The sequence below is a fragment of the Glutamicibacter arilaitensis Re117 genome (genome assembly GCF_000197735.1).
Lineage (GTDB): Bacteria > Actinomycetota > Actinomycetes > Actinomycetales > Micrococcaceae > Glutamicibacter > Glutamicibacter arilaitensis.
Genome location: NC_014550.1, coordinates 1,836,498 through 1,861,914, shown reverse-complemented (window position 1 = coordinate 1,861,914; position 25,417 = coordinate 1,836,498). Strand labels below are relative to the sequence as shown.

The following is a 25,417-nucleotide window of genomic DNA, read 5'->3' as shown; positions in this document are numbered from 1 at the left end:
TAAGCCGCTTCGGCTAGCCACGCCGATGAGCTCCAGTGCTGCTAAGGAGTCTTGAAATGAACGAGGAATACCACGCCCCGACGCTGAACAGCTATATCGCCAAGACCCAGCATGAGATCCGTCCCACCATCGTCTTGGCTGCCTTCGAGGGGTGGAATGATGCCGGCTCGGCGGCCACCGATGCGGTCCGCCTGCTGCTGGAATCCAATGCCTATGAGCATGTGGCGACCGTGGGCGAAGACGACTTCTACGACTACCAGTTCACCCGGCCCACGACACGGCGCACCGAAACCGGGCGGGAAGTGCAGTGGCCGCGCACCGAGATCTACAAGATCCTCTTGCCCAACGCGGCAGCTGACCTATTGGTGGTGCTCGGGGTGGAACCGACGTTCAAGTGGCAGGCTTTCTGCTCGCGGATCATCAGGGAAGCCCAAACCCATAACGCCCATGCGGTGATCACCCTGGGCGCTTTGCTGGCCGATGTACCGCATACCCGTCCGGTACCGACCTCGCTGGCCAGCGATGATCCGCGCCTCCAAGCGCATCTGAAGATCAGCGCCTCGACCTATGAGGGACCCACGGGCATCCCTTCGGTGCTCGGCGTGCAGTTTGAGCAGTACGGGATTCCCAGCCTCTCGCTCTGGGCGCAGCTCTCCCACTATGTGGCCCAGTCCCCCAGCCCGCGGGTGCAATTAGCCATCATCGAGCTGCTCGAGGAGATCATCCCGGTCTCGGTGCCCGACCAGAAGCTGCGCGAAGACGCATTGGCTTGGAAGCATGGTGTCGATGAGCTGGCGGCAGCGGACCCGGACGTGGCCAAGTACGTTGCGCTGCTGGAGCAGGCTACGGATACCAGTGAGCTGCCCGAAGCCAGCGGCGAGTCCATCGCCCGCGAGTTCGAGCGCTACCTGCGCCGTCGCGGCAAGTACCGCAAAGACGGCTCAGGGTCCGACTTCGATATCTGAAGCCGGACCCCGTGAACACTTTTTGCCAGATGCTTAGAGCTTGAGCCCCAGCAGTGCGTTGATGCCATCGCGCAGCGCCGTAGCGCCTTCGCCCTGCGAGCTGGCAGGCTGCGTTGCCCACTGGTCAATGGCCTTCAGCGCCGATGGCGCATCCAGGTCATTGGCCATGTGCTCGCGGATGCCTGCAATTACCTGCTGGGCGTCTTGCATGCTGGCAGATTCCAATGCCTTGCGCCAGGTGGCCACCCGCTGCTGTGCGCCGGCAAGCAGCTCGTCGGTCCAGAACCAGTCGGTGCGGTAGTGCTGGGAGAGCAGTACGGCGCGGATGGCCACCGGCTCCACCCCGGCCGCGCGCAGCTTGGAGACCAGCACCAGGTTGCCCAGCGACTTGCTCATCTTTTCGCCGTCCAGGCCCACCATGCCGGTGTGCACGTAGGTTTGGGCCAGTTCGGCATGATCGCCGGCAGCGGCGTGCGCGGCGGAGAATTCGTGGTGCGGGAAGATCAGGTCAGAGCCGCCGCCTTGGACGGTGAACGGGGCCGGCAGGGTCTTGCGGGCAATGACCGAACATTCGATGTGCCAGCCGGGACGGCCTTCACCGAGCTTGCCGCCATCCCATGACGGTTCGCCTTCACGCGCGGCACGCCACAACAGCGGATCCAACGCGTCGCGCTTGCCGGCGCGCTGTGGATCTCCGCCGCGTTCAGCGAAGAAGCGGAGCATGGTTTCGCGGTCGTAGTTCGAGACGCTGCCCAGCTTCCAGGCATCGTTCTGCGCGCCCATGGTATCGAAGTACACATCGCCTTCCACTCCGTCGGCACCTGCTGGAACCACGTAGGCCAGATCCGCTTCGAGCAGCTGCTCGACAACCGGGACCAGCCAATGGATGGATTCCACGGCACCGATGTAGTTCTGCGGCGGGATGACGTTCAGCGCTTCCATGTCATCGCGGAAGAGCTGGATCTGGGACTCGGCCAGCTCGCGCCAGTCCACGTTGGTGGCCTCGGCGCGTTCCAGCAGCGGGTCATCGACATCGGTGATGTTCTGGGTGTAGGCCACCGAGCGTCCGGCATCGCGCCAGGTGCGCTGCACCAAGTCGAAGGTGACGTAGGTGGCGGCGTGGCCCATATGGGTGGCGTCATACGGGGTGATGCCGCAGACGTACATGCTTGCCGGGGCGGCAGCTTGGTCCGCTGGCGCGGTTACCTGCTGGGTTCCGGTGGCGGTGTTGAAAAGTTCCAGTGTTGGTGCCGAACCAGCCACCTGAGGTACCTCAGGGTCTTTCCACGCGTGCACTTATGAACATCCTTTCGCAGATGCGACGAAATACTTCCCTTAACTCCAAGTGAAACAGGGCTGGGTTTATTCCCTTTAACCAGAAGATGTCCGTGAAGTGTTCCACGGACATCTTGGAAGCTTGCTTTTAGGCGGCCATCCAGCCCAAGCCCAGTGCGACGAATAGCGCCAGACCCAGCAGGATGCGGTACCAAACGAAGAAGCTGTAGGAGTGGTTGGAAACGAACTTCAGGAACCAGCCCACGATCAGGAAGCCGACTACGAAGGCCACGGCAGTGGCCACACCGGTCTGCGCCAGGGTGTACACCCCTGGTTCGTCGAAGGACTTCACCAGCTTGTACAGGCCCGAGGCGTAGACTGCGGGGATTGCCAGCAAGAAGGAATAGCGGGCCGCTGCTTCACGGGTGTAGCCCATGAGCAAGCCTGCGGTGATGGTGCCACCGGAACGGGAGACGCCCGGGATCAGTGCCATGGCCTGGGCCAGGCCGTAGAAGATGCCGTGCTTGACGGTCAGCTTCTCCAAGGTGCGCTGCTGCTTGCCGTAGTGGTCGGCTATGGCCAGGATCAGGCCGAAGACCACCAGTGTGGTCGCTACGATCCACAGCGAACGGAAGTTCGTATCGATGTAGTCTTCCAGCAGCAGGCCCAGCACCGCGATAGGGATGGAGCCGATGATGATCAGCCAACCCATTTTGGCGTCGGGGTCCGAATGCGGGATCTTGCCGACCAATGCCTTGCACCAGGCGCCGATGATCCGCACGATGTCACGCCAGAAGAAGACGATCACTGCGGTTTCGGTACCCAGCTGGGTAATGGCGGTAAATGCCGCGCCGGGGTCTTGGGCGTTGGGCAGGAGTTCGCCAACGATTCGCAAGTGGGCTGAGGACGAGATCGGGAGGAACTCGGTCAGGCCTTGGATCAATCCCAGGAAAGCTGCTTCAAACCAATTCACCCCTCGACATTACTTCACCCTAGGCGACTATCGGGACTCAGAAACACGGAATCTGCAAAATTCACTCCGTGGTCGTACTCACTCGTCATCCGAGGGTATGGTGAAAGGCAAAAGCTCGGAATACTGATCGTAGAGGGCATCTTCATAGTCTTCGAAGGCATCAGCCAGCGCACCAAAAGCTGCATCGATGGATGCTTCACCAGCCCCGCGGCTCTGCGACACAATTGCAAGATGCTGCTCAAGGCGGGCAATAAGGGCTTGCAGTGCAAAACTCGGTTCAGTACTCATAGCTTGAGGCTACAACGCACCGCGTTCTTTAGATAGGGGGCAAGATGCTCGAAGAAAGAATTAAGCCAGCCCTGCATCATGAAGATGACCAGCGCTTCGAATATCTGGTCATCACGTCCTTCCCCGGCGAGCCCAAGCACCTGGCTCGCGCCGCCTTGCGCGAGCATGCCGATAACGGCAAATGGGAGCTGATGCGCACCTGCCGCTACGAAGGCGGCGCCTACAAGTACTGGTTGCGCCGCAGGGTGATGCGAATCCGCAGCACCCTGGGCACCTGAGCTTAGCTTTCCAGCGGACCAACCAGCCAGGACGCGATGGTGTTCGCGGCCGACGCGGCGTTGGATGGGTGGTACCAGCTGGCTTGAACGTCACGGTAGAGCCGTTCGAATTCCGAGCCGCGGAAGTATCCCCCGCCGCCCAGCAGCTGCCCTGCGCTCTGGATGTTCTCCCGCGCGGTATCCCCTGCCACGGTGCGCAAGGTGACCAGCTTGGGGAACCAGGCGCTCTGGTGATCAACCTTTGCTTCCAAATCCCCGGCGACCGAACGCTGCAAGGCATCCAAGGTCAAAAGGCGCATCGCCGATTCGGCCAGCAGCCCGCGGGCGCGGATATCCTGCGAATACTTGCTGCCGTCGTGATGCACCCGCTTATTCAAGGCTTCTTGGCCCAAGGTGACCGCGCGATCGGCGATACCCACATAGACGCTGGCAGTCAGGGTCAGGAATGAGGCAAAGATTCCAAAAATCAGCGGATCGGCATTCGGCCCCACCGGCAGCCGCGAATGCACCCACTGGCTCGGCGCCACAGCATTTTCCAATTTGGTGGTGTGGGACTGGCTGGCCCGCATGCCCAAGGTATTCCAGTCGTTCAGTGAATTCACTCCGGGGCCCTTGGCAACAAATCCGTGGACCAGTTCCCCGGTTGCCTCGTCTTTGCCGAAAACTCCCAAGCGAGTGAATGCCGGGGCCAGCGAGGTGAAGATCTTCACCCCGTCAAATGCCACCGACCCGTCATCGGCGGTGCGCGCCTTGGTCTTCGAGTCGAAGAGTACCGCGTCATTGCCCGGTTCCGAGATGCCAAAGGCCATGACTTCCCCGTCGGCAATCCAATCGGTGACCATGTTCAGGCGATCATCTGCGCGTGCGTTCAGCAGGTAGGCCACGCCGGCCCACACCTGGTGCATGTTGATGGCCAGAGCCGTGCCGGGTGCCGCGGTAGCCAGTCGGCGTTGGGCCAGGGCCAGCATTTGAAAGTCCCAGCCCAGTCCCCCGCGCTCTACCGGAACCAATGCCTTGAGATAGCCCAGTTCCACCAGTTCCTTGAAATCTTCGATTGCGAAGGTGTTTTCCTGGTCATATCCGGCCGCACGGGTGCGGAAGCGTTCAAGCAGCTGATCGGTCAGCACTGATTCAATGGACAAGGGTTCTGCTCCTGAATATTCAATAGGTTGGCTGCGCCAACTGTGGGTTCTAGTATTCCTGCAAGAGTTTGTGCAGGACTCTGACTCCGAACTTGATCGAGTCCACCGGCACGCGTTCGTCTACGCCGTGGAACATGCCGGTGAAATCCAGTTCGGCTGGAAGCTGCAGCGGCGCAAAACCGTATCCGGTGATATCCAGCTTGGCCAGCCATTTGTTATCGGTTCCGCCAGAAAGCATATACGGCAGCACCACCGCGTCAGGATCTTCGGCCAGCAAGGACTGGACCATCGATTCAACCAGCGGCCCGGCGAATGGTACTTCCAGGGAGTCTTGTTCATGCATCATGGATACCTCCACATGCTCCCCGGCCAGCTCGCGCAGGGTTTGGAGGGTGGCTTCGTGCTGATCGGGCAGCGTGCGGCAATCGATCAGCGCGTGGGCTTGGCCGGGAATCACATTGTGCTTGTAGCCGGCTTCCAGCGCCGTGGGATTTGCGGTGTTCTGCAAGGTGGCTCCGACGAATCTGGAAACGTTGCCCATGGCCGTGAGCAGTGGGGCCGGGTTGGCTTCATCGAAGTCCAGTCCGGCCAGCTCTGCGACCTGTTCAAGTAGGGCCCGGGTGGTTTTGGTGTACGACAGCGGCCACTGGTGTTCACCGATGCGGTGCACTGCTCCGGCCAGGGCGGTGACCGCGTTGTCGGGGTTCAGCTGCGAGCCGTGCCCTGCCATTCCCTGGGCAGTCAGTTTCAGCCAGGCGATGCCCTTTTCCGCGGTCTGCAGCATGTAGGCGCGCCGGCCGTTGATTTCCACCGAAAATCCGCCGACTTCGCTGATCGCTTCGGTTGCCCCGGCGAAAAGTTCTGGATGGTTCTGGACCATCCATCCTGAGCCGTAGTCCCCGCCTGCTTCTTCATCAGCAAAGAAGGCGATGATCAGGTCGCGCGGCGGGGTGATGTTTTCACGTTGCAGGTGGCGCACGGCGGCGATGATCATGGCATCCATGTTCTTCATGTCCACTGCGCCACGGCCCCAAATCATTCCATCGATGATTTCAGCTCCGAAGGGATCCACGCTCCAGTCTTCGGCGATGGCCGGAACGACATCAAGGTGTCCGTGCACCACCAGTGCGGGCAAGGTCCTGTCGGCTCCGGGGATGCGGACCAGTACGTTGGCTCGGCCCGGGGCGGACTCGTAGATCTGGGCCGCCAGGCCTACTTCCTGAAGCAGTTGGGCAACATAGCGTGCGGCTTCCAGCTCGCCAGCTCCCTTATTTCCGCCATAGTTCGTCGTGTCGATCTGGATCAGCTTCCTGCAGATTTCAACGGCTTCATTTTCCATCACGGCAATCGCGTCAACGGTGGGCATCCCAAATGATCCTCTCGCAACAGTACTTTGCATTACACACTAGTGCTCAATACCGCTTTCGTCTTGTGCTGACGTGCGTAAACCCTAGCCGTGAAGCTCTTGGTAGGCTTTGCGCGCTCCGGGGTGCAAGGGCTGGTTTCCGGTACTGATCAAGGTTTCCGGGGTCAAATACTGAATGCCGGAACTGGATTCCGGGATGAGCTGATCTGCGTGGTTCGCCAAGAGCTTCACGATCGCCCCGGCCAGCTCCTCGGGCATATCTGCCCGGGCCATTAACAGATTGCCCACACCGATGGTGTCTACGGATGGGATTGCGCGATAAGTGCCTTCGGGATGACCACCCGGTCGTAAAGATTCGGATATTGCTCGCGAAGCTGCGGCAGGACTGAAGAAACATCCAATAAAGCCAGATCCGTCGACGAAGCCAGCTCAGCCAGTGAAGTTACTGGCAGCCCGCCAAAGAGGAATAATGCGTCGATGATTCCTCGGTCAAGGGCCTTGAGCCCCGCGACGTATCCGTATTGCAGTTCTTTCGGAGCCTTATCAGTGCCCTTGAGCTTCGCGGCCTGCAGGATGCGTTGTCCGGTCACCCAGGTTCCTGAACCAGGGGCGCCGGTGCCAATGGTCCGGCCAGCTAGATCCTGCAAGGATTTGATGCCGGAGTCTGGGCGCAGGATGCAATGGAAGTAGTTCTGGTAGACCCGTCCCAGCGCCATCACGTCAGTTTTCTGCTGGTTGCTTTTGCGGTATTGGTCCACGGTATCGGCCAGTACCAAGGCCAATTCTGCCTTGTTTCCTGCAAGCATGCTCAAGTTCTGCGCGCTGGCTTGGGTATTCAACGCTTGCGATTGCTCTGCAACAGCATTTTCCACTAAAGCCTTGGAGAGCAATGACGCGAATTGGTAGTACATGCCTCCGTCTTCACCGGAGGCGATGTTCAGCTGGCTTACCTGTGCCATCTGGTTGCAGGAAGCCAGTGCGGGCAGCGCTGCTACTGCCGGAAGCGCCAGCAGGTATTTCAGCAGGTTCCTCCTGCTGATGCCGGATTCACGAATCATGGCTCACCGCCTCATGTTGTACGGCGCGGGGCAGGATGATACTCGCTTTCAATCCAGCTCCGGCAACGGATGCGAGTATCAGTTCGCCATTGTTGGCGCGTGCCAGCCGATCCACAATGGCCAGGCCCAGACCTGTTCCCGGGCTTTGGCGCACGTGTTCAGCACGCCAGAATCGTTCTCCGGCCCTGGCAAGTTCAGCCTCGCTCATGCCGGCTCCATGGTCTTGTATCTGGATTTCGATTGCTTTCGGCGTTGAGGCCACGCTCAGGACAATTTTGCTAGCTGGAGCGTATTTGAACGCGTTTTCCAGCAATTCTGCAAGCATCTGCTGCAGGTCGAACCCATTGCACCAGGCTACTACTGGTGCCGTGGGCGCCTCGTCGAGATCAAGTACCAGTAGGTTTCCGAAGCGCCGGGCCGCCTCAGTTTGGCGTTCCACTTCCTCGGCCAGCATTTGAACGACATCGATGCAGCGGCCGTGCTCAACTGACGGCAGCATCGACTCCCCTGCACTTTGCTCGGTGAGCCGATGCTCCGCGCTAGCCAACCGCATGACCCCATCTAACAAGGTCTCGACCCGGTCTAGTTCATTTTCAACGGCCTGCACTCCATCCAGGTCTACGCTTTCGCCCAGGCGGATTTTCAGCAGATCTACACGCAGGCGCAAGGCGGCCACCGGGTTCCGCAGCTGATGGGAAGTCTCCGCGATGAGTTCTTGCTGCTGCTTCAAGCTGTTTGCCAGCGTCCGGGCCATCTCGCTCAAGGACCGTGCGAGCTCGCGTAATTCTGGCGGCCCCTGTTCTTCCAAGCGCACTGGTGCTTGGTGTCGGGCAATATCGTTGACCGCATTGTTGAGCCGGTGCACCGGACGCAACACCCACGAGGTGACGCGATTGGTCAAGAGCAGCAGGCCGGCGCCGATGGCGACGACAACCAGCCACAACAGGCTGGATTTTTCCAGCACCTTGGCACGCGCAGTTTCCAAGTTCACTTGCATCGTGACCGAGCCCAGTACCTGTGCGGAATTGCCGAAAGGTTGGGAAAGCAAGGCGGATGAGTTCGAGAATGGATCAATTGCCGGGATCTGGTTCAGCCCCAGGTTCAGCTCGGCGTTGCGCACGGTGCCTGCGACTTCAGGATTCGCCGGATCGATGGGTCCGGAGACCAATTGCTGCTGGCCGATGGTGACCAGCAGGCCCTCGCCGTAGAGATGGCTGTAGGTATCCATTTCCAGCTGGAGCATCGACAAATCGCTGCGACGATCGGCCTGGGATGCGAGGTGGACGAACCGGTTCAGCGACGACAGCCGATTCAGCTGGAGATCTGCGGTGGCGTCACGGCTGACGCTTTGCAGCAGCACGCCGCTGACGATCCCGACGATCACCAGCAGCAAGGTGCCTACGATGCCCAGTACGCGCAGTCTCATGGGTTCCGGGTTTCCAGCCGGTAGCCGACTCCGCGCACGTTGACTATCAGTCCGGGTGTTGCCAGTTTGGCGCGCAGGCCGGTCAGATGCACATCCAAGGAGCGTGAGACCGCAATAAACGCATCTCCCCACAGGTGGTCAAGGATCTGCTCCCTGGTCACTACGGATCCTGCGTACTGCGCGAGCAAGGCAAGCAGGTCGAATTCCTTGGCCGTGAGCTTCAGGTCCCGTCCATCCAGGCTTGCTTCATGCTTGCTGGCGTCCACGCTCAGCCCGCCGGTGTTGAACACTCCGGCACGCTCAGCCACCTCGACTTTGGCGCGGCGAGCCACCGCTTCGAGACGGGCAAGCAGGACCGTGAGCCCGATGGGCTTTACCAGGAAATCATCGGCACCCTGGCGCAGGCCGCGCACCACACTGCGCTCGTCATTGCGGGCTGAAAGGATCACCACCGGAACCTCGCTGACCTGACGCAGTTTGCGCAGGACTTCCAGCCCGTCCATGTCCGGCAGGCCGAGATCCAGAAGGATCACTTGGGCATTGTGGTGGTTCAACAGGGCGTCGGCTCCGCGGCTGACATGTTCTGCCTGATGGCCTGCCGATCGTACGGCGTCAATAAGGGCGTGGGCGACGGCTTGGTCGTCTTCGACGATCAAAAGCTGCACGGCATCATCCTCGGTGTCCGGATCCGGGCCAAATGCCCGGAGGTAACTGCTTGATTCTAGCAATTGGAACGCGCAGTGTTTTTCACGTCACGTGCTTTCCTAAGAAAGTGTTAGTACTTGACTGGGAGTTTGCCCGTAAGGAAGATCACTACCAAGATTGAATACGATCTCATACCCCCGTGGTCCGCGTCACTGCTGACGCAAGTCCATGGTGGACTCGCACTGTGTCAAAGGAATACTAGATGAGCGAAAATACCCAGGCGCCACGCGCCGACCTGGACGGCGGCGGGCCACCGCGCTGGAAAGTTATCGGACCCGGCCTCGTAGTTGCCGCCACCGGCGTTGGCGCAGCAGATATGGTTGCCACCCTGGTAGCCGGTAGCCAGTACGGCTACGCCCTGCTGTGGGCAGTGATTGTCGGCGTGATCTTGAAGATCGTCTTGGTTGAAGGCGCCGGCCGCTACACCTTGGCAACCGGCAAGACCATTTTCGAGGGTTGGAAGACCCTGGGCAAGTGGACCACTTGGTACTTCGGTCCGTACATCATCCTCTGGGGCTTCGTGTACGGTGCGACGGCAATGAGTTCCGCGGCTCTCCCGCTGGCTGCGCTGATGCCGGCTGTGGATCTGAAGATCTGGGCAGTCATCATGGGCCTGCTGGGCTTCGTGATGGTCTGGTTCGGCAAGTACAGCTTCTTCGAGAAGGTCACCGCCGTGCTGGTGGGCATCATGTTCATCACCGTGGTCGGCTTGGCATTCATCGCTGTTCCGAACATTCCAGAAATGCTCAAGGGCCTGATCCCGATGATTCCAGAGGGCGGCGTGGTCTACACTCTGGCATTAGCCGGCGGCGTTGGCGGCACCATCACCTTGGCAGCCTACGGCTACTGGCTGCGTGAAAAGGGCTGGTACACCCCTAAGTGGATGCGCGTCATGCGCATCGACAACTCCATGGCTTACGTCATGACCGGTATCTTCGTGCTTGCCATGCTCATCGTTGGCGCTGAAGTTGTTCGCGCCGCTGGCGTGACCATCTCCGGTGGCGACAAGGGCTTGCTTGAACTGGGCGACGTGCTGAGAGCCGAATACGGCACCGTAGTTGGCAATGGCTTCCTGATTGGCTTCTGGGCCGCTTCCTTCTCGTCGATCATCGGCGTATGGAATGGTGTTTCGCTGATGTTCGCTGATTTCTGGGGCCACATGCGCAAGAAGCCGGCAAACCACCCGGATACCCTGACCGGCGGCAAGTACTTCAAGTTCTATGTCCTGTGGCTGACCTTCCCGCCAATGGTGCTGTTCCTGCTGGACAAGCCAATTGCGTTGATCCTGGCCTACGGTGTGCTCGGTGCGCTGTTCATGCCATTCCTCGCTGTGACCCTCTTGGGCCTGCTCAACGGCAAGCGGATTCCAAAGGCGTGGGCCAACCGCTGGCACACCAACACTGCACTGGCGATCACCGCAGTACTATTCATCGTTCTGGGCGTACAACAGCTGATAAAGACGCTGTCTCCGCTCTGGAGCTAGTTTCCTAGAGCTTCAGCGAAGGCCGTGGTGGCATGCAATAAATTGCATGCCACCACGGCCTTCGCGTTTAGGCTGGTGATATGAGCATCAAACGGATTGGAATCCTTGGAGCGGGCCGCGCTGGAACAGCCCTCGCCCGCGCAGCGGCTTCAGCTGGCATTGAAGTGCATATTGCAGCTTCACGGCCACCAAGGATGCTGAAGTACCACTTGGCACAGTACGCCTCCCACGCCACCGGAGTACTGGCCGAGGACATTGCGCACGATGTTGATCTGGTGGTGCTGATGGTTCCGCAGGAAGAACTCGATGATATTGATGTCTCCTCCTTGGCAGGTACGCTGCTCATCGATGCGACCAACCGTTGGGAAGATGAACCCCTTCCCCACTGGTTTGAATCTGCCTTGGATGCCGGCTTGTCCAGTTCCGAAGCGATCGCAGCCCATTTCAAGAGCTCTCATGTCGTCAAGGCCTTGAATCACATCAGCCATTGGGACATGGACGCAGACCGTGCAACCAAGCAGGCCGCGCAGCGCGCCCTGGGTGTGGCCTCGGACAGCAGTGAGAATGCTGGTACGGTCTGTGAACTTACCCAAGCACTGGGATTTTCACCCGTAGCCCTGCCCAGCTTGGCCGCTGGTCGCGGGATGGAACCTGGTGGTGCCGTCTTCAACGAGGTGCTCGATGCCGTGGAGCTGGCCGAGCGACTGGGCCTGAACACCGACTAAAGAAGCCAAACCCGGACTTCACTAGGCAAATCGCACCAATTTTCCGTGACGCTCGACACAGAATTTCGAATATTGGCCCTTAAACCTCTAATCAAACCCGCTTTTCCCGCGGAATTCCGGGGATTTCACGCAAGAGCGACCCAGAGTTCGTCGATTGGAAATCCCCAGTTGAGGGTGGTAAAGTTTTACTTCGTTGCCAGCGATAACAACGCGAACAACAGACAACCTGCGCGGGTGGCGGAATAGGTAGACGCGCTAGCTTGAGGTGCTAGTCCTCGTTTAGAGGGTAGGGGTTCAAGTCCCCTTTCGCGCACAGGTAGAATCCCCGGTTGACTTCGGTCAACCGGGGATTTCTTTATTTAATCGGCAGGTCTTCTTACACAAGTTGGGCACATGCCCCAACGCGTTCAGGGGGCTAACGCCACCGCACCGCCAGATCTTTCTAGAGCCCCTTACCGTCTTCCCCACTAAAAAGAAGACCCCACGTTCTAGCTACGGATCTTCATTCTCCAAGGGTAAGAAATTTTTGCTTCAGCTAAGTGGTTCGATTCCACGCAAGCTCGACAAATTCTTCGGCCATCAGAAAAACTCTCACCGGCTTAGCATCCTCATTGCGGCGTCACTCAACAACGCCTAAATAGGATAGAGTCTACAAAATAGTTCGGTACGCCAAATCTCACGACTAGATAATAAGTAGGGAGAGTTGAACGAATTTATTGGCTACTTGTCGTACATAGTTATTGGCGTCAGCTTGCTTGCGTTTTTCTTCATGGCATATCGGCAGAAGAATACTAACCATCAATCGATGGCCTTATCCGGCCTCTTCATTATCTGGGTGGCTCACGCAATCGCGCTTTACCTGCTTAGCTCGCCCGCAACACAGGGCGACGGAGCAAATTGCATGGAAGAATCGGCTTTCGGAATTTTCATATATCCAGAAACATACGTGATGTTGCCGCAGTATGAGGGCACCTGGCCTTGTCCTAAGGCGCAGGGCGCGCGAGTTTTGTTAGCGATGGCAACTGCTCTCGTTCCTTCAACGATCACCATTTATTTGCTGGCCAAGAAAACGAAGCTGAGTAGTCCCAGCGCAGCCTAAGCGAGCTCAGTATCAAGTGCTCCTTTTGGCACATTAGATTCCCAGATCTCCCGTTCTGCGGGTTCCATCAGATCAATAAAATACGCGGCACTGCGTTCGATGATGGAAAACTTCATTGGGCCTATTCGTTGTCGGCAGGAACTCGGCTTAATTAGAAGTTCCGTCTGGAGATGAGCGAGTGCACTTCCACTGCATCAGCGCATCAGGCATAGGCTGTTCACATGACATCCCCCGCCCCGCAGAATGCTGATGCGCTCCATGGACTGTTGCCCGTTGCCGGTGGGCACCACGTGTATTGGGAAGAATCCGGAGTGCCTGACGGCATCCCCGCGCTGCATTTGCACGGAGGCCCAGGCAGCACACTTGGGGCTGGCGGCTATCGCAATCGATGGGATCTGGCTCGTACCAGGCTCATTGGTCTCGAACAGCGTGGATGCGGACGGTCCATCCCCTCAGCGGCAGATGCAGAAACCAGCATTCACAGCTTCACGACGCAGCAGTTGATTGCAGATATCGAGGAGCTTCGCATTTCCCTAGGCATTGAGAAGTGGATTCTCAATGGAATCTCTTGGGGATCAACCTTGGCACTGGCCTATGCGCAAGCGCATCCACAGCGTGTCATCGGCATGGTGCTTTTTGCCGTCACCAGTACCAGCCGCGAAGAAGTCACCTGGATTACCGAGACCGTAGGAGCCATCTTCCCGGAAGCATGGGATCGCCTGGCAGGATTCGCTCGTGAGCATGCTCCCGGGTATGCCGCCGGAAGCCTGCGGCTGGTTGAAGCCTATGCGCAGCTGCTGAACAGCGACGATTTATCCCTTCGCGATGCCGCTTCGCAGCAGTGGGCGCTGTGGGAAGATACCCATATTTCCTTGGGAAGTGAACAGGTGATCCGTGATCCGCGCTGGCAGGACCAGCGATTGCGTCATTCCTTGACAAGGCTGACCACGCACTTCTGGGCACACGATGGGTTCTGCGATCCTCCACTGCTCGAGAACATGGCTGGTATTGCGCATCTGCCGGCGGTGCTGATCCACGGACGCAGCGATATCTCCGGACCGGTGCGCACCGCGTGGAGGCTGCATCAAGCCTTGCCGAACTCCGAACTGGTCATCTGCGAGAACGATGGCCACGGAGGCCAATCGATGGTGGAGCATTGGAATTCAGCGAACAGTAAGATGCTCGACCTGGCTTCTTGATAGCATCAAAGGCGGAGTTTTGAATGAAAAATTCCGTCACTCCCCTAGCCTTACTGGAGCTCTCTAATGCGCATTGCCATGCTGTCCCTGCATACCTCTCCCATGCAGCAACCCGGCTCTGGCGATGCAGGGGGCATGAACGTGTATATCCAGAACCTTTCTTACGCGCTTGGAGCCTTGGGCCACGAAGTCCATATGATCACCCGCACCGCCAACGAATCAGAATCGCTTCAGGTCAGTGAGGGCGTGTGGATGCATCAGGTACAGGTCGCCGCAGAACAGAAATTGAGCAAGGAAGACCTCGCGCAGATCATCGATCCTGCCGTGCAGGAAATCAACGCACATCTGCAGGGCTTGAAGATCGATATCATCCATGCGCACTATTGGCTTTCGGGCATGGTGGGGCTGCAGCTATCGGCCCAGTGGAATGTTCCGCTGCTGGTCTCCATGCATACCTCAGCGGCGGCCAAGGAACATGAATCAGGGATCAGCGAGCCCGCCGAGCGCAAGAGCGCCGAAACGCTGCTGCTAGCTGAAGCGGCCCGGATCATCGCCAATACTCCGGTGGAAGCCAAGCAACTGGCCCGTTTCTACTCGGTTCCTGCGGGCAAGCTTGATGTCGTGATGCCCGGGGTCAACCACCGTATTTTCCACCCGAACCAGGACAAGCTGCGCCGGCCGTTGGGTGAGGATGATCTGCATCTGATCTATGCCGGACGCATGCAACCGCTTAAGGGCGCCCACCTGTTGCTTGAAGCCATGGGCATCGCCCGACGTGAAGCTCCCGAGCTGCGCATTACCGCATCGCTGTTCGGGGCGCTCTCCGGATCTACTGAGTACGACCTGCCGGCATTGGCCTCAGCCGAAGAGCTGACCGATGTCGTGCGGTTCTACGATCCACTATCCCCCGAAAAACTGGCGCTGGTCTTTTCGAACGCAGATGTGGTCGCTGTGCCATCGCTTTCGGAGACCTTTGGACTCGTGGCCGCCGAAGCCCAGGCCTGCGGCACCCCGGTGCTGGCCAACGCGGTGGGCGGCTTGAGCTACGCGGTGCACGATGGCAAATCTGGCTGGCTGATGCCCGAACCCGATCCGCAGCTGTGGGCAGCGAAGCTGATTGAGTTAGCTCGCGAGCCCGAACAGATCACTTTGGCCGGCCACGGAGCGTTGGAACATTCTGGTGAGTTCACCTGGGAGCGTGCGGCGGTAGAGACTCTGGCCAGCTATCGGATGGCCAAGTCGCAACTGTAGGTTGCGGTTAAAGCACACGGTTGGCCGCTCTTGGAAAACCAAGAGCAGCCAACCGTGTTTTCTTCAGGACTCGGTACGAACCAATTCGAGTTCGAAGTGCGGCTTGCCCTTGCGGGCATGCCACGCGTTCACCGTGAATCCTTCAGCCTGCGCGGCGAATGCCAGATCCACACTGGCTGGCAGGACCACCGGAGTCTTGAACTCGATATTCCATGAGTAGTTGCCCTGGGCCGGTTCAATTCCAGCCAACGCCCTGGCGGCCAGATAGATGCCGTGAGCAATGGCCGCAGGCATCCCCAACGCCTTGGCGCTGAGTGCCGAGAGGTGGATCGGGTTGTAGTCCCCGGCCACCGCAGCCCAGCGTCGTCCCGTTCCGGCGTCCAGCTTCCAGCTGGCGGTACGCTGCGGCGCGGAGAATGGCACCTGGGTTCTTTGCTGCGGAGCTTCGCCTGCAAGCTTCATGCCCTTGGCCAGGAAGGTGCTGCGCAGCAGCATCCGGTCCTGTCCGTCCACCACGATGCGCACCACGAGATCGCAGGTCACGCCCTTGGCATGAGCCACAAGATTCTCGCTGTGCACCTCGATGTCAAAAACCTCATCCTCAGCCAGCGGCGCAACCACATCGACCTGGTTGGTCAGGTGGATCATGCCCAGCAGCGGCAAGGGGAAATCATCTTGCACCATCAGGCTCATGGCCAGCGGGAACGCCAAGGAATGCACATAGAGGCTCGGCAGCACACCGGTCATCGGCGCGCCCACGGCCTTGCGGTACTCGCTCAGTTTCACCGGATCCGCGACGGCACCCTGGAAGACCAGCACCGTATCGGGAAGCACGGGGTTCTTGGGCTTTCGGTTCAGCGTCTTGACGGCCTTGGCATAAACCGAGGCCATCGAGGGAATCGCTGTTACGATCTGCGCACCCATCTAGGCACCTACCAGCGACTGGCCGCACACGCGCAGCACCTGGCCGTTCAGCCCGGCTGCCGCATCGGATCCCAGGAAGCTGATGGCCTCAGCCACGTCTACCGGCAAGCCGCCCTGCATCAGCGAAGGCAGCACCATGCGTGCCACGGTGCGGGTGCCCAATGGGATCTTGGCGGTCATTTCGGTTTCAATGAAGCCAGGGGCCACCGCGGTGATAGAGCCGCCTATTTCTGCAAACAGCTTGGCACTGGAGTGCACCATGCCGATTACCCCGCCCTTGGAAGCGGCATAGTTGGTCTGGCCGCGGTTTCCGGCAATGCCGGAGGTGGAAGCCAGCGAAACGATGCGCAGCCCGGGCAGCTTGGCGGCCAGGAAGGCTTCGTTCATGCGCAGCTGCGAAGCAATGTTCACCGCGATCACCGAGTCCCAGCGTCCGGCATCCATGTTGGCCAGCAGCTTGTCGCGGGTGATGCCGGCGTTGTGGACCACCAGATCCAGCGAGCCGTGGCGGCCGATGGCGTGATCCATGATCTGCTGTCCGGCATCCGGCGCAGTGACATCGAGCTGCAAGGTGGTTGCACCGATGGAGTTGGCTACCTTGGCCAAGGCTTCTCCGGCTTGTGGCATGTCCACTACGACTACCTGGGCGCCATCTCGGGACAGGGTCTTGGCAATAGCCGCGCCGATGCCGCGGGCGGCCCCGGTGACCACAGCGACCTTGCCAGCCAGCGGCTTGGCGAAGTCGGCTGGCAGCACGCCGTCGTTGGTGCGCACGTTCAGGAACTGCCCATCGACATACGCGCTGCGTCCGGAGAAGAAGAAGCGCACAGCGGCCAGCGCACTAGGGCTGGCAACGTGGGTGCCTTCGGCAAGCACGATGCCGTTGGCCGTGGCTCCCCCGCGCATTTCCCGTCCCAGGGAGCGCACCGCACCGTCAATGCCTTGGCGTACGGCGGCCAGCGCTGGGGCATCTTCATCGGTGGTTTCCCGCGAGATGGCGACGACGCGTGCACCGGGAAGCAGCTTGCGCACCGCCTGTCCGGCCGCCAGCATCAGCGGCGAAAGGTCGGTGGGGCGCTCGAGCTCGTCAAGCAGCAGGACCAGAGCGCCGAGCTTGGCATCCCCGGCGTCGTGGCGGCGCACATCCAGGCCCCAGGAGACCAAGGTGTCGCTCAAGTCTTGGGCCTTGGCCGAAGCGCCGAGGATCAGTACCGGGCCGGGCAGCAGCGCGGCATCCGGGCTGTAGCGGCGCAGCCGAGGCGGACGCGGCAGGCCCAGCATGGTGGCCAGCTTCTTGGTCAGCCCGGTGTTGACCAGTTCCATGTACTTGTCTGCCATTAGTTGCGAGCCTCCAGAATTGCGACGACGCCCTGGCCACCTGCGGCACAGACCGAAATCAGTGCGCGGCCCGAGCCCTTTTCATGCAGCATCTTTGCGGTGCTGGCGATAATGCGGCCGCCGGTGGCGGCAAATGGGTGTCCGGCTGCCAGCGAGGAGCCGTTGACGTTCAGCTTCGACCGGTCGATGGCGCCCAGCGGGGCATCCAAGCCAAGCTTCTCGCGGCAGAATTCTTCGTCTTCCCATGCCTTGAGCGTGGACAGCACGGTGCCGGCGAAGGCTTCGTGGATCTCGTAGAAATCGAAGTCCTGCAAGGTGAGGTTGTTGCGCTTGAGCATGCGGGCGGTGGCGTAGGCCGGGGCCATCAACAGGCCCTCTTCGCCGTGCACGAAGTCCACCGCGGCGGCTTCGAAGTCCACGAAGTTCGCCAGCATTGGCAGGTCGTTGGCTTGGGCGTACTCTTCGCTGCCCAGCAGCACTGCCGAGGCGCCGTCGGTCAGCGGGGTGGAGTTGCCAGCGGTCATGGTCGCTGCTTCGCCCAGGTTCTTGCCGAAGGCCGGCTTGAGCTTGCCCAGCTTTTCCATGCTGGAGTCGGCGCGCAGGTTGTTATCCTTGGCCAGGCCGTTGAATGGGGTGATCAGGTCGTTGAAGAAACCGCGATCATAGGCTGCAGCCAGGTTCTTGTGGCTGGCCAAGGCCAGTTCATCCTGTGCTTCGCGGCTGATGCCCCACTTCTTGGTGGTGATCGCCTGGTGGTCGCCCATGGACAGTCCGGTGCGTGGTTCGCCGGTGCCTGGAGCCGCTGGGGCCAGGTGGCCTGGGCGCAGCTTGGCCAACGCGGCCAGCTTGGCTTTGGTGGAGCGGGCACGGGATAGTTCCATCAGGATCGCGCGCAGCGAATCGGATACGGCGATGGGCGCGTCGGAGGTGGTATCCACGCCGCCGCCGATGGCCGAGTCGAGCTGGCCGAGCTTGATCTTGTTGGCCAGCGAGCCGATGGCTTCCATGCCGGTGGCGCAGGCCATTTGCACGTCGTAGGCCGGGGTGGCGTGGTCCAGCGAGGAGCCGAGTACCGATTCGCGGATCAGGTTGAAGTTCTTGGAGTGCTTGAGCACCGCACCGCCGGAGACTGCACCGATGCGCTGTCCCTGCAGTCCGTAGCGGGCAACAAGGCCCTCGAGTGCGGCGGTGAACATGTCCTGGTTGGACGCATTCACATAGGCGGTGTTGGAACGGGCGAAGGGAATGCGGTTGCCACCGATGATCACGGCGTTGCGCACAGAAGGCTGGCTCATGTTCGTTGAACTCCTACAAATATTCTGGTGTGACAAGTATTACTGTAACCAAGAGTACATGATACTCTGAGTTACGTGAACAAGATCACTGAGGAAATCGACCGCGAGACCGACGGCCGGGCAGCTCGCTGGGAAGCGCATCGCACCGCGCGCCACGAGGAACTGCTCAAATTGGCACGCAAAGCCGTGCACAAGCTCGGTCCCCAGGTCTCCATGGAGGACATTGCCGGACACGCAAAGACCTCCAAGCCGGTGTACTACCGGTACTTCGGCGACAAGGAAGGCCTGCGCCAGGCACTGAGCGCCATGGTCATCAACGACTTCCGCAAACGCGTCATCGCCGCAGGCCAAGCCAAGGAAGATGAAGGAAGCGCGCTGCATGCCATGGTCTCCGCCTACTTGGAGCTGGCCACCAACAGCCCGAACCTCTACTTCTTCGTCACCAGCGCTCCGCGCTCGGCCGAAGATGAAGCAGCCGGGGCGCTGACCACCTTCTTCGAAGAAGCCTCCGCCTTGATCAGTGAACGCCTGCTCAGGCTCTACGACCAGCAAGCCACCACCGCCACCTTGGACCTGTGGCCGCGCGCGGCCCTGGGCATGGTTCGGGCCGCCGGCGAACGCTGGCTGCGCCAACCGGATTCGGAGCAGAAACCGAGCTTGGAATCGCTGGCCGAAGAACTGACCAATTGGCTGGCTTACGGCATCGCTTCCACCAATGCACCAACGACCCGCTGAATTACCAGCATCCATCCCTGCCTCACCATTGAATGAAAGGTACGTCATGAGCGAGAACCGCATCAACGTCAACGCCCTGTCCGAACAGCTCTTCGGTCCTTATGCCGAAATCCGCAAGGCCTCCCGCGCCCGCGCCGCGGATCCGCAGCTGCAGCGCGACCCGCTGCTGGGCATGGATGAGCACCGCGAACGCGTTCTGGGCCAGCTGGGCATCCTGGTGCAGCAGGAAGCCGTCCAGCGCGCCTTTCCCACTGAATTCGGTGGACAGAATGACCACGGCGGTTCCATCGCCGCCTTCGAGGAACTGGTCGCCGCCGACCCGTCGCTGCAGATCAAGGCCGGTGTGCAGTGGGGCCTGTTCGCCGGGGCGATCCTGCACCTGGGTAGCGAAGAGCACCACAAGGCCTGGCTGCCAGGGGCGATGAACCTGGACACCCCCGGCGCCTTCGCCATGACCGAAATCGGCCACGGCTCCGATGTGGCCGCAGTTGCCACCACCGCTACCTACGACGAAGCCACCGATGAGTTCGTCATCCATACTCCGTTCAAGGCCGCCTGGAAGGAATTCCTGGGCAACGCCGCCCTGCACGGCAAGGCCGCCACCGTCTTCGCGCAGCTGATCACCAAGGGCGTGAACCACGGCGTGCACTGCTTCTACGTGCCGATCCGCGATGAAGCAGGCAACTTCCTTGAAGGCATCGGAGGCGAAGATGACGGGCTGAAGGGCGGGCTGAACGGCATCGATAACGGCCGTCTGCACTTCACCAACGTCCGCGTGCCGCGCACCAACCTGCTCAACCGCTACGGCAACGTGGATGAAACCGGCACCTATTCCTCGCCGATTCCCTCCCCGGGACGCCGCTTCTTCACCATGCTCGGCACCCTGGTCCAGGGCCGCGTATCGCTTGATGGCGCCGCCACCAACGCCTCGAAGATCGCCCTGCAGATCGCGATCACCTACGGCAACCAGCGCCGCCAGTTCAACTCCACCTCGGACACCGAGGAAACCACCTTGCTGGACTACCAGCGCCACCAGCGCCGGTTGATCACCCGCCTGGCCCGCACCTACGCTGCCTCCTTCGCCCACGATGGGCTGCTGGAGAAGTTCGACGCGGTCTTCTCCGGCCGCGAAGACACCGACACGGACCGCCAGGATTTGGAAACCCTGGCCGCTGCATTGAAGCCGCTGAGCACCTGGGATGCGCTGGACACCTTGCAGGAGGCCCGCGAGGCCTGCGGTGGCGCCGGGTACATCGCCAAGAATCGCTTCACCCAGCTCTACGCTGACCTCGATGTCTACGTGACTTTCGAGGGCGATAACAACGTGCTGCTGCAGCTGGTGGGCAAGCGCCTGCTCACCGACTACGCCGCGGAATTCCGCAAGCTCGACACCGGCGCGATGGCCCTGTACGTGGCCAAGCAGGTGGGCACCACTGCGCTGCACCGTTCGGGCTTGCGCAGCGTCGGCCAGGCCTTCGCCGATATCTCCGATGAGCGCAAGAGCGCCAACTTCTTCAAGGACCCGGACAACCAGCGCGCGCTGCTCACCGGGCGCATCAAGGCCAAGGTGGCAGAAGTTGCCGGCGCCCTGCGCACTGCTGGCAAGGACAAGGCCAAGGGCGCTGCGGCATTCAATGAGAACCAGGACCTGCTGATCTCCGCCGCCCGCGATCATGGCCAGCTATTGCGCTGGGAAGCGTTCACCGCCGCCTTGGAAAATACCTCGGATGCGGCCACCAAGGAGGTGCTGACCTGGTTGCGCGATGTGTTCGCCCTGAGCCTGATCGAAGATGACCTGGGCTGGTACCTGTCCAACGGCTTGCTCTCCATGCAGCGTGCTCGCACCCTGCCTGGCTACCTCAATCGCCTGCTGGCCCGCTTGCGCCCGCATGCCCAGGACCTGGTCGAGGCCTTCGCCTACACCCAGGACCACCTGCGTGCGGACATCTCCTCGGGCGGCGAAGCCGAGCGCCAGGACGAGGCCATGGAGTACTTCCGCAAGCTGCGCGCCAGCGATGACGCGCCAATCAGCGAGAAGTCGCTGCAGAAGCCCAAGGGCTAACCCCTAGCCTGGCAGATGCCCGTACCCAAGAACTTCTTGGGTACGGGCATCTGCCTGCTTAATCATCTAAACGCTGGGCCAGCGCGACAATGATTCCCTCTGGTCCGCGAACGTAGGCCATCTTCCAGGCTCCCTGGTACTGGCCGACTCCCCCGACCAGGCCATAGCCATCGGCCGCCAGCTGGTTGAGGATCGCATCCAGGTCATCGACCTCGAAGGCGATGGAGCGCAGACCCAGCTCATTGGCCATCACCTTAGGGTTGCCCGGCAGATGCCCAGGCTTCTCAAAACTGGACAGCTCGATTCCCACATCTGTTCCGGGAGCCTTGAGCATCACGATGTTCGTGCGCGAGTCGGGCACCGCGCACACGGTCTCCAAGAACTCTCCTTCAAGCCCGTTGGCCCGGCCTTCAATTTCCAACCCCAGGCTGGTGAAGAACTCGGTGACCAGATCAAGATCGGAAACGGTCACGCCTATGTGGTCAAAGCGGATTATTCGTGGCATCGGACTCGGCTCGCTCTCGATCGAAGATGGGCTTCAGCTTACGTGCTTGGAGGGAGGCGAACCAGAACCCAGCTGCCTTTCGGCAACTTGCAAACTAGCTTGCCCCCAGAGAAAGGTCGGCCACCACCTTGGCTACCAGTTCCCGCTGCTTTGGGCTCACCGCCTGAACCGGCAGCGGCAAGCAATTTTCAGCAACCCAGCCGAAGTGCTCGGCGATGGCGGCACTGATCCGAAGGCTCCCGCCGCATTGTGCCATCAGCTCCCACAGCGGCTCCAGTCTGGCCGAGATCGCCAGCGCCTTTTTCGGGTCGCCTTCCTGCACCGCACGCGTAATCCCAACCATCGGGCCGGGGATCGTTCCTCCCACCGCGGTAAACCACGCGTTGCATCCTGCGATCAAGCCAGCTGCCCCTAAAGCATCGCCCGATACACCGATGCCCACGTGCTCGGGCAGCACCGCACGAATCGCCGCTACATGCTCCTTGGCCTTTACCGGATCGGCGGGAACCCCTGGAATCTTGATTGACACGATCCCTGGCAGTTGCGCGATCCTCCCGTAGAGCCGATTGCTGAAGGAGAAGTGGGTGGTCCGGGGATTGTCATAAACAATTACCGGCACGTCGCTGTGTTCACTGGCTGCCTTGAACAAGGCGAAGACCTCATCATCATTCAGCGGCTGATAGCCCACTGGGGCAAGCAGCACGCCGACGGCACCGGCGATCCGGGCATCGTCAATATGTTCCAGGACGCGGGAAGTGCGCAGTGCACCCACGCCGGCAAGCACCGGGATCCGATCCGCATGCTGCACGGCCAACTCGATCACGCGCCGTCGCTCGGCGCGATCCAGATACATGTACGAACCAGTTGAGCCCAGCACGGTAATCGAATCCACCTCGGCCCGGGCCAGTCGCTGCACCAGGCCAATGAACGCCGCCTCGTCGAGCCGGTCATCTCGCAATGGCGTAAGCGGGAAGGCGCTGAGCCCAGTCCACGCAGTTGCTGGTCCTGCGGTACTTTTCGCTGCCAAAGTCATGCTCGGTTCTCCTCGGTGATGCGTTGGTTCCTCGATCTTACGGCGAGCAATGCGCAGAGGATGACCGCGCAACCGCCCACGACGGTAGGCCAACCGATGCGTTCGTGCAGCAGCAGACCTGCCCAGCAGATGGTCATCACCGGTTGCGCCAATTGCACCTGGCTGACCTGCGCCATGGGACCGATAGCCAGTCCGCGATACCACGCGATGAAACCCAGGAACAAGCTCACTACACCGAGATAGGCGAAGGCCACCCACTCGCCCGGCGTTGCTGTGGGCGGGTGCTGCACCGCTCAGTTGGCGGTGAGCGTCAACATCACCGGAGCGGCGAGAGCCAGCGCCCAAGAGATTGTTTGCCACGAGCCGAGCTCGCGCGAGAGCAGGCCGCCTTCCGCGTAGCCGATGGCGCAAGCCAGTACGGCGCCGAAGAGCAACAGGTCTGCTGTGTGCAGGCCGCCAAGACCACCGCCTTGCACGGCGGCAAACGCCAGGGCGGACTGAATTTGTGGGTTCGGCTGCCCGATACCGCTAATCCAGCACAACTGGTGCGCGACTGCGAAATGCGCGGTGTGGCGATCGTGGCCGGCGACAGCTGGTTCCCAGCCGAGCCGACCAGACGCTATCTGCGGTTGAACTTTGCTGGCCCGAATCCCGGAGCCTTCAGCCAGGGAGTGGAGATCATCGGCCAGGTGCTGCGTGGCTAGGTCCAATGCGAAGGGGCCGGCTAAAGCGTCTGGTCTTCGTAGGGCTGCGAGGTCCGAGGGTCGAGGACAGGACCTAAGATCATCAACTCCGTTTTGTCCGGCAAGGTCTTCGCCAGCATTGCGGCATTGTCCTGCTACTCAGGATGCCAGAAGGTTTCCCACTACTGTTTTCAGTATTCGGTGCTACCCGTAGATATGGATGCTGCCGCCATACCCGGAGGGAAGACCTCGGCCTAGCAACCACTGGCCGAGCACTTCGGTGACCTGGGCGATGCTCAGGGATTGCGGGCTTTCGAATTCCACGTCCGCATCAGGATGGCTCGACAGGCAGTCCGGGTCTGCACCGTAGCCGATCCTGATGTTGCACGCCTGATGGCCAACGACAGCGAGCTCCAAAGTGTAGTTCCCGTCGACGAGCTTGGTGCCCTGGGCATATTTGGTCATCGGATCGTTTTCAAAGGAATAGTTTTCTCCCCATTCAAGGACCATGCGCAATATTGAGGGGATCTGGGCCACCGATTCGAGCTTATGCAACTCGTCATGCCGGCTAGTGCCCCACCAGATTTCCTCCGGGGCCACTTCCTCCTCCAAGAGGGCATCAAGCTCGGTGGCGTTAAACCAGTTGAACTTCCTGCTTGAGCGCAGCTGCCCGATTGAGTCCATCACCTTATCCATATCCGGATCGTAGCGATTAGGAAGGACAAATAAGACTCATCCTGAGCCCGTCTGGAAAGCCCAAGATAAAGCGGCACGAAACGCGTGGCGATTCAGTTGGCTAAGTTAGTCGTCATCATGCGCGCGCCTCGTAGGTTCTAAAAGCAATAATCAGTTCGCTGCGCCCCGACGACTCATATAAGAGCTCAGGCCCCAGTGAATGAAAAATAATTTCATTCACTGGGGCCTGTCGGACTCTTTGCTCGTTACAAGCCGTCGACCTCGACCAAGCCGCGGAGCGTAGGCACCGGGGCCACATGCGTGCCATTGGCAGCCACACGCTGCACCGAAAGCAGCCTCGGCGCCGCCTCTTCTGCGGTCTGCAGGATCCACGGACCGACCATCAGGTAGCTGCGATCATTTTCTGCTTCGGTGACCACACCGGTGATCACGAAATCGCCGTAAGGTTCCTGGCTGAAAGATGCAACGACCAGGTCGCCGTGGGACAGCTCGGAAACCTCGATGTCCTCGGGAGCGAATTCGCCCTCGAAGACTGCAGGGAAGGCACGAACATCCTTATCGGGCTGGCGGGCCATGGTTTCCCCACCATCAGCGTCTTTGGCTTTCTTCTTGGCCGCGGCTGCGTTCAGCCCGCCGACCATCACGTCATCAAGCACGGTGGCGTGCGCGGCACCAGTGATCAGGAAGTTGCCAAAGCGGGTGGTCTTGTACAGCACCGAGATCACGTCTCCGGCCGCCACCTCGCCGAAGGCCGCTTTCATGCCAGCTACATCGCGCTTGGAAGGGCCTTTGATAAAGACGTCCACGGGGTATCTCCGATTCTGCAGGAATTAGGTTCTGCGCTTAAGCGTAGGTCAGATACCAGCCCCGGTGAAAATGCCTAGGCGCGCAGGGCGGCGTCGAACCAACCGGT

25 protein-coding genes, 1 tRNA gene and 1 pseudogene are annotated in these 25,417 nt (G+C 60.4%); 10 read left to right on the top strand and 17 right to left on the bottom strand.

Annotated features, from left to right (window positions below; translation table 11 throughout):
* The first annotated feature begins 56 nt into the window (after positions 1-56).
* On the top strand, positions 57-965 hold the full coding sequence (locus AARI_RS08950; protein ID WP_013348976.1) for a proteasome assembly chaperone family protein: 909 nt from the start codon (positions 57-59) through the stop codon (positions 963-965).
* A gap of 33 nt (positions 966-998) precedes the next feature.
* Here AARI_RS08950 and mshC read toward each other — a convergent pair whose 3' ends face one another.
* The 3 genes from mshC to AARI_RS08935 all read right to left on the bottom strand — a co-directional run bounded on the left by mshC (position 999) and on the right by AARI_RS08935 (position 3,501).
* Positions 999-2,261: a cysteine--1-D-myo-inosityl 2-amino-2-deoxy-alpha-D-glucopyranoside ligase gene (gene mshC, locus AARI_RS08945; RefSeq protein ID WP_013348975.1), complete on the bottom strand. Its 1,263-nt coding sequence runs from the start codon at positions 2,259-2,261 to the stop codon at positions 999-1,001.
* A gap of 127 nt (positions 2,262-2,388) precedes the next feature.
* Positions 2,389-3,213 (bottom strand): undecaprenyl-diphosphate phosphatase, encoded by an 825-nt coding sequence (locus tag AARI_RS08940; RefSeq protein WP_013348974.1) that lies wholly within the window; start codon positions 3,211-3,213, stop codon positions 2,389-2,391.
* 78 nt (positions 3,214-3,291) lie between these two features.
* Positions 3,292-3,501, bottom strand: a complete 210-nt coding sequence (locus tag AARI_RS08935) for a hypothetical protein (protein WP_013348973.1) — start codon at positions 3,499-3,501, stop codon at positions 3,292-3,294.
* Between the two features lie 44 nt (positions 3,502-3,545).
* Between AARI_RS08935 and AARI_RS08930 the strand changes: the two genes are divergently transcribed.
* A complete protein-coding gene (locus tag AARI_RS08930) occupies positions 3,546-3,779 on the top strand; it encodes a DUF5703 family protein (protein WP_013348972.1) in 234 nt (77 codons plus the stop codon).
* A 2-nt stretch (positions 3,780-3,781) separates the two neighbouring features.
* Here the strand turns inward: AARI_RS08930 and AARI_RS08925 are convergent, their stop codons facing one another.
* The 6 genes from AARI_RS08925 to AARI_RS08905 form a co-directional block, all read right to left on the bottom strand.
* Positions 3,782-4,921 carry an acyl-CoA dehydrogenase family protein gene (locus AARI_RS08925; RefSeq protein ID WP_013348971.1) on the bottom strand — a complete coding sequence of 380 codons (1,140 nt, stop codon included), beginning with the start codon at positions 4,919-4,921 and terminating at the stop codon, positions 3,782-3,784.
* A 49-nt stretch (positions 4,922-4,970) separates the two neighbouring features.
* On the bottom strand, positions 4,971-6,287 hold the full coding sequence (locus tag AARI_RS08920) for a M20/M25/M40 family metallo-hydrolase (RefSeq protein WP_013348970.1): 1,317 nt from the start codon (positions 6,285-6,287) through the stop codon (positions 4,971-4,973).
* Positions 6,288-6,371: 84 nt separating this feature from the next.
* A complete protein-coding gene (locus tag AARI_RS20280) occupies positions 6,372-6,575 on the bottom strand; it encodes a TAXI family TRAP transporter solute-binding subunit (RefSeq protein ID WP_269446609.1) in 204 nt (67 codons plus the stop codon).
* An 11-nt stretch (positions 6,576-6,586) separates the two neighbouring features.
* Positions 6,587-7,345, bottom strand: a complete 759-nt coding sequence (locus AARI_RS08915) for a TAXI family TRAP transporter solute-binding subunit (RefSeq protein ID WP_049862611.1) — start codon at positions 7,343-7,345, stop codon at positions 6,587-6,589.
* Positions 7,335-8,771 (bottom strand): sensor histidine kinase, encoded by a 1,437-nt coding sequence (locus tag AARI_RS08910; protein WP_013348969.1) that lies wholly within the window; start codon positions 8,769-8,771, stop codon positions 7,335-7,337. The genes AARI_RS08915 and AARI_RS08910 overlap by 11 nt, the downstream gene beginning before the upstream one ends.
* Positions 8,768-9,436, bottom strand: coding sequence for a response regulator transcription factor (locus tag AARI_RS08905; RefSeq protein WP_013348968.1), 669 nt, complete (start codon positions 9,434-9,436; stop codon positions 8,768-8,770). The genes AARI_RS08910 and AARI_RS08905 overlap by 4 nt, the downstream gene beginning before the upstream one ends.
* 242 nt (positions 9,437-9,678) lie before the next feature.
* Between AARI_RS08905 and AARI_RS08900 the strand changes: the two genes are divergently transcribed.
* From AARI_RS08900 to AARI_RS08870, 6 genes are all read left to right on the top strand, one after another.
* Positions 9,679-10,959, top strand: a complete 1,281-nt coding sequence (locus AARI_RS08900; RefSeq protein WP_013348967.1) for an Nramp family divalent metal transporter — start codon at positions 9,679-9,681, stop codon at positions 10,957-10,959.
* An 80-nt stretch (positions 10,960-11,039) separates the two neighbouring features.
* On the top strand, positions 11,040-11,684 hold the full coding sequence (locus tag AARI_RS08895; protein WP_013348966.1) for an NADPH-dependent F420 reductase: 645 nt from the start codon (positions 11,040-11,042) through the stop codon (positions 11,682-11,684).
* Positions 11,685-11,912: 228 nt separating this feature from the next.
* Positions 11,913-11,997: transfer RNA gene (locus AARI_RS08890), tRNA-Leu, on the top strand.
* A 390-nt stretch (positions 11,998-12,387) separates the two neighbouring features.
* Complete coding sequence (locus AARI_RS08880; RefSeq protein WP_041648746.1) at positions 12,388-12,783, top strand: hypothetical protein; 396 nt, start codon at positions 12,388-12,390, stop codon at positions 12,781-12,783.
* Between the two features lie 221 nt (positions 12,784-13,004).
* The gene (locus tag AARI_RS08875; RefSeq protein WP_013348964.1) at positions 13,005-13,982 is read left to right on the top strand and encodes an alpha/beta fold hydrolase; all 978 of its coding nucleotides are present in this window, start codon (positions 13,005-13,007) and stop codon (positions 13,980-13,982) included.
* Positions 13,983-14,048: 66 nt separating this feature from the next.
* Entirely contained in the window at positions 14,049-15,233 is a 1,185-nt protein-coding gene (locus AARI_RS08870; protein WP_013348963.1) for a glycosyltransferase, read from the top strand.
* Positions 15,234-15,296: 63 nt separating this feature from the next.
* Here the strand turns inward: AARI_RS08870 and AARI_RS08865 are convergent, their stop codons facing one another.
* The 3 genes from AARI_RS08865 to AARI_RS08855 are packed head-to-tail and all read right to left on the bottom strand — an operon-like array spanning position 15,297 to position 18,790.
* Complete coding sequence (locus AARI_RS08865; protein WP_013348962.1) at positions 15,297-16,157, bottom strand: MaoC family dehydratase; 861 nt, start codon at positions 16,155-16,157, stop codon at positions 15,297-15,299.
* Entirely contained in the window at positions 16,158-17,495 is a 1,338-nt protein-coding gene (locus AARI_RS08860) for a 3-oxoacyl-ACP reductase (protein WP_013348961.1), read from the bottom strand.
* The gene (locus tag AARI_RS08855) at positions 17,495-18,790 is read right to left on the bottom strand and encodes an acetyl-CoA C-acetyltransferase (protein WP_013348960.1); all 1,296 of its coding nucleotides are present in this window, start codon (positions 18,788-18,790) and stop codon (positions 17,495-17,497) included. The genes AARI_RS08860 and AARI_RS08855 overlap by 1 nt, the downstream gene beginning before the upstream one ends.
* A gap of 75 nt (positions 18,791-18,865) precedes the next feature.
* Here AARI_RS08855 and AARI_RS08850 point away from each other — a divergent pair, with 75 nt between their 5' ends.
* Both AARI_RS08850 and AARI_RS08845 read left to right on the top strand, forming a co-directional pair.
* Positions 18,866-19,525 carry a TetR/AcrR family transcriptional regulator gene (locus AARI_RS08850; protein WP_013348959.1) on the top strand — a complete coding sequence of 220 codons (660 nt, stop codon included), beginning with the start codon at positions 18,866-18,868 and terminating at the stop codon, positions 19,523-19,525.
* A gap of 46 nt (positions 19,526-19,571) precedes the next feature.
* A complete protein-coding gene (locus AARI_RS08845; RefSeq protein ID WP_013348958.1) occupies positions 19,572-21,587 on the top strand; it encodes an acyl-CoA dehydrogenase family protein in 2,016 nt (671 codons plus the stop codon).
* A gap of 58 nt (positions 21,588-21,645) precedes the next feature.
* On the opposite strand, the gene AARI_RS08840 is transcribed toward AARI_RS08845, so the two are convergent.
* The 5 genes and pseudogenes from AARI_RS08840 to AARI_RS08820 form a co-directional block, all read right to left on the bottom strand.
* Positions 21,646-22,092 carry a VOC family protein gene (locus AARI_RS08840; protein WP_013348957.1) on the bottom strand — a complete coding sequence of 149 codons (447 nt, stop codon included), beginning with the start codon at positions 22,090-22,092 and terminating at the stop codon, positions 21,646-21,648.
* Between the two features lie 94 nt (positions 22,093-22,186).
* Positions 22,187-23,125, bottom strand: coding sequence for a dihydrodipicolinate synthase family protein (locus AARI_RS08835; protein ID WP_013348956.1), 939 nt, complete (start codon positions 23,123-23,125; stop codon positions 22,187-22,189).
* Positions 23,122-23,622, bottom strand: a pseudogene (locus AARI_RS08830) (DMT family transporter); the annotation flags it as partial. The gene AARI_RS08835 and the pseudogene AARI_RS08830, both read right to left, overlap by 4 nt.
* A gap of 390 nt (positions 23,623-24,012) precedes the next feature.
* A complete protein-coding gene (locus tag AARI_RS08825) occupies positions 24,013-24,492 on the bottom strand; it encodes a hypothetical protein (RefSeq protein ID WP_041648739.1) in 480 nt (159 codons plus the stop codon).
* A 257-nt stretch (positions 24,493-24,749) separates the two neighbouring features.
* Complete coding sequence (locus tag AARI_RS08820; RefSeq protein ID WP_013348954.1) at positions 24,750-25,310, bottom strand: hypothetical protein; 561 nt, start codon at positions 25,308-25,310, stop codon at positions 24,750-24,752.
* Between the last annotated feature and the right edge of the window lie 107 nt (positions 25,311-25,417).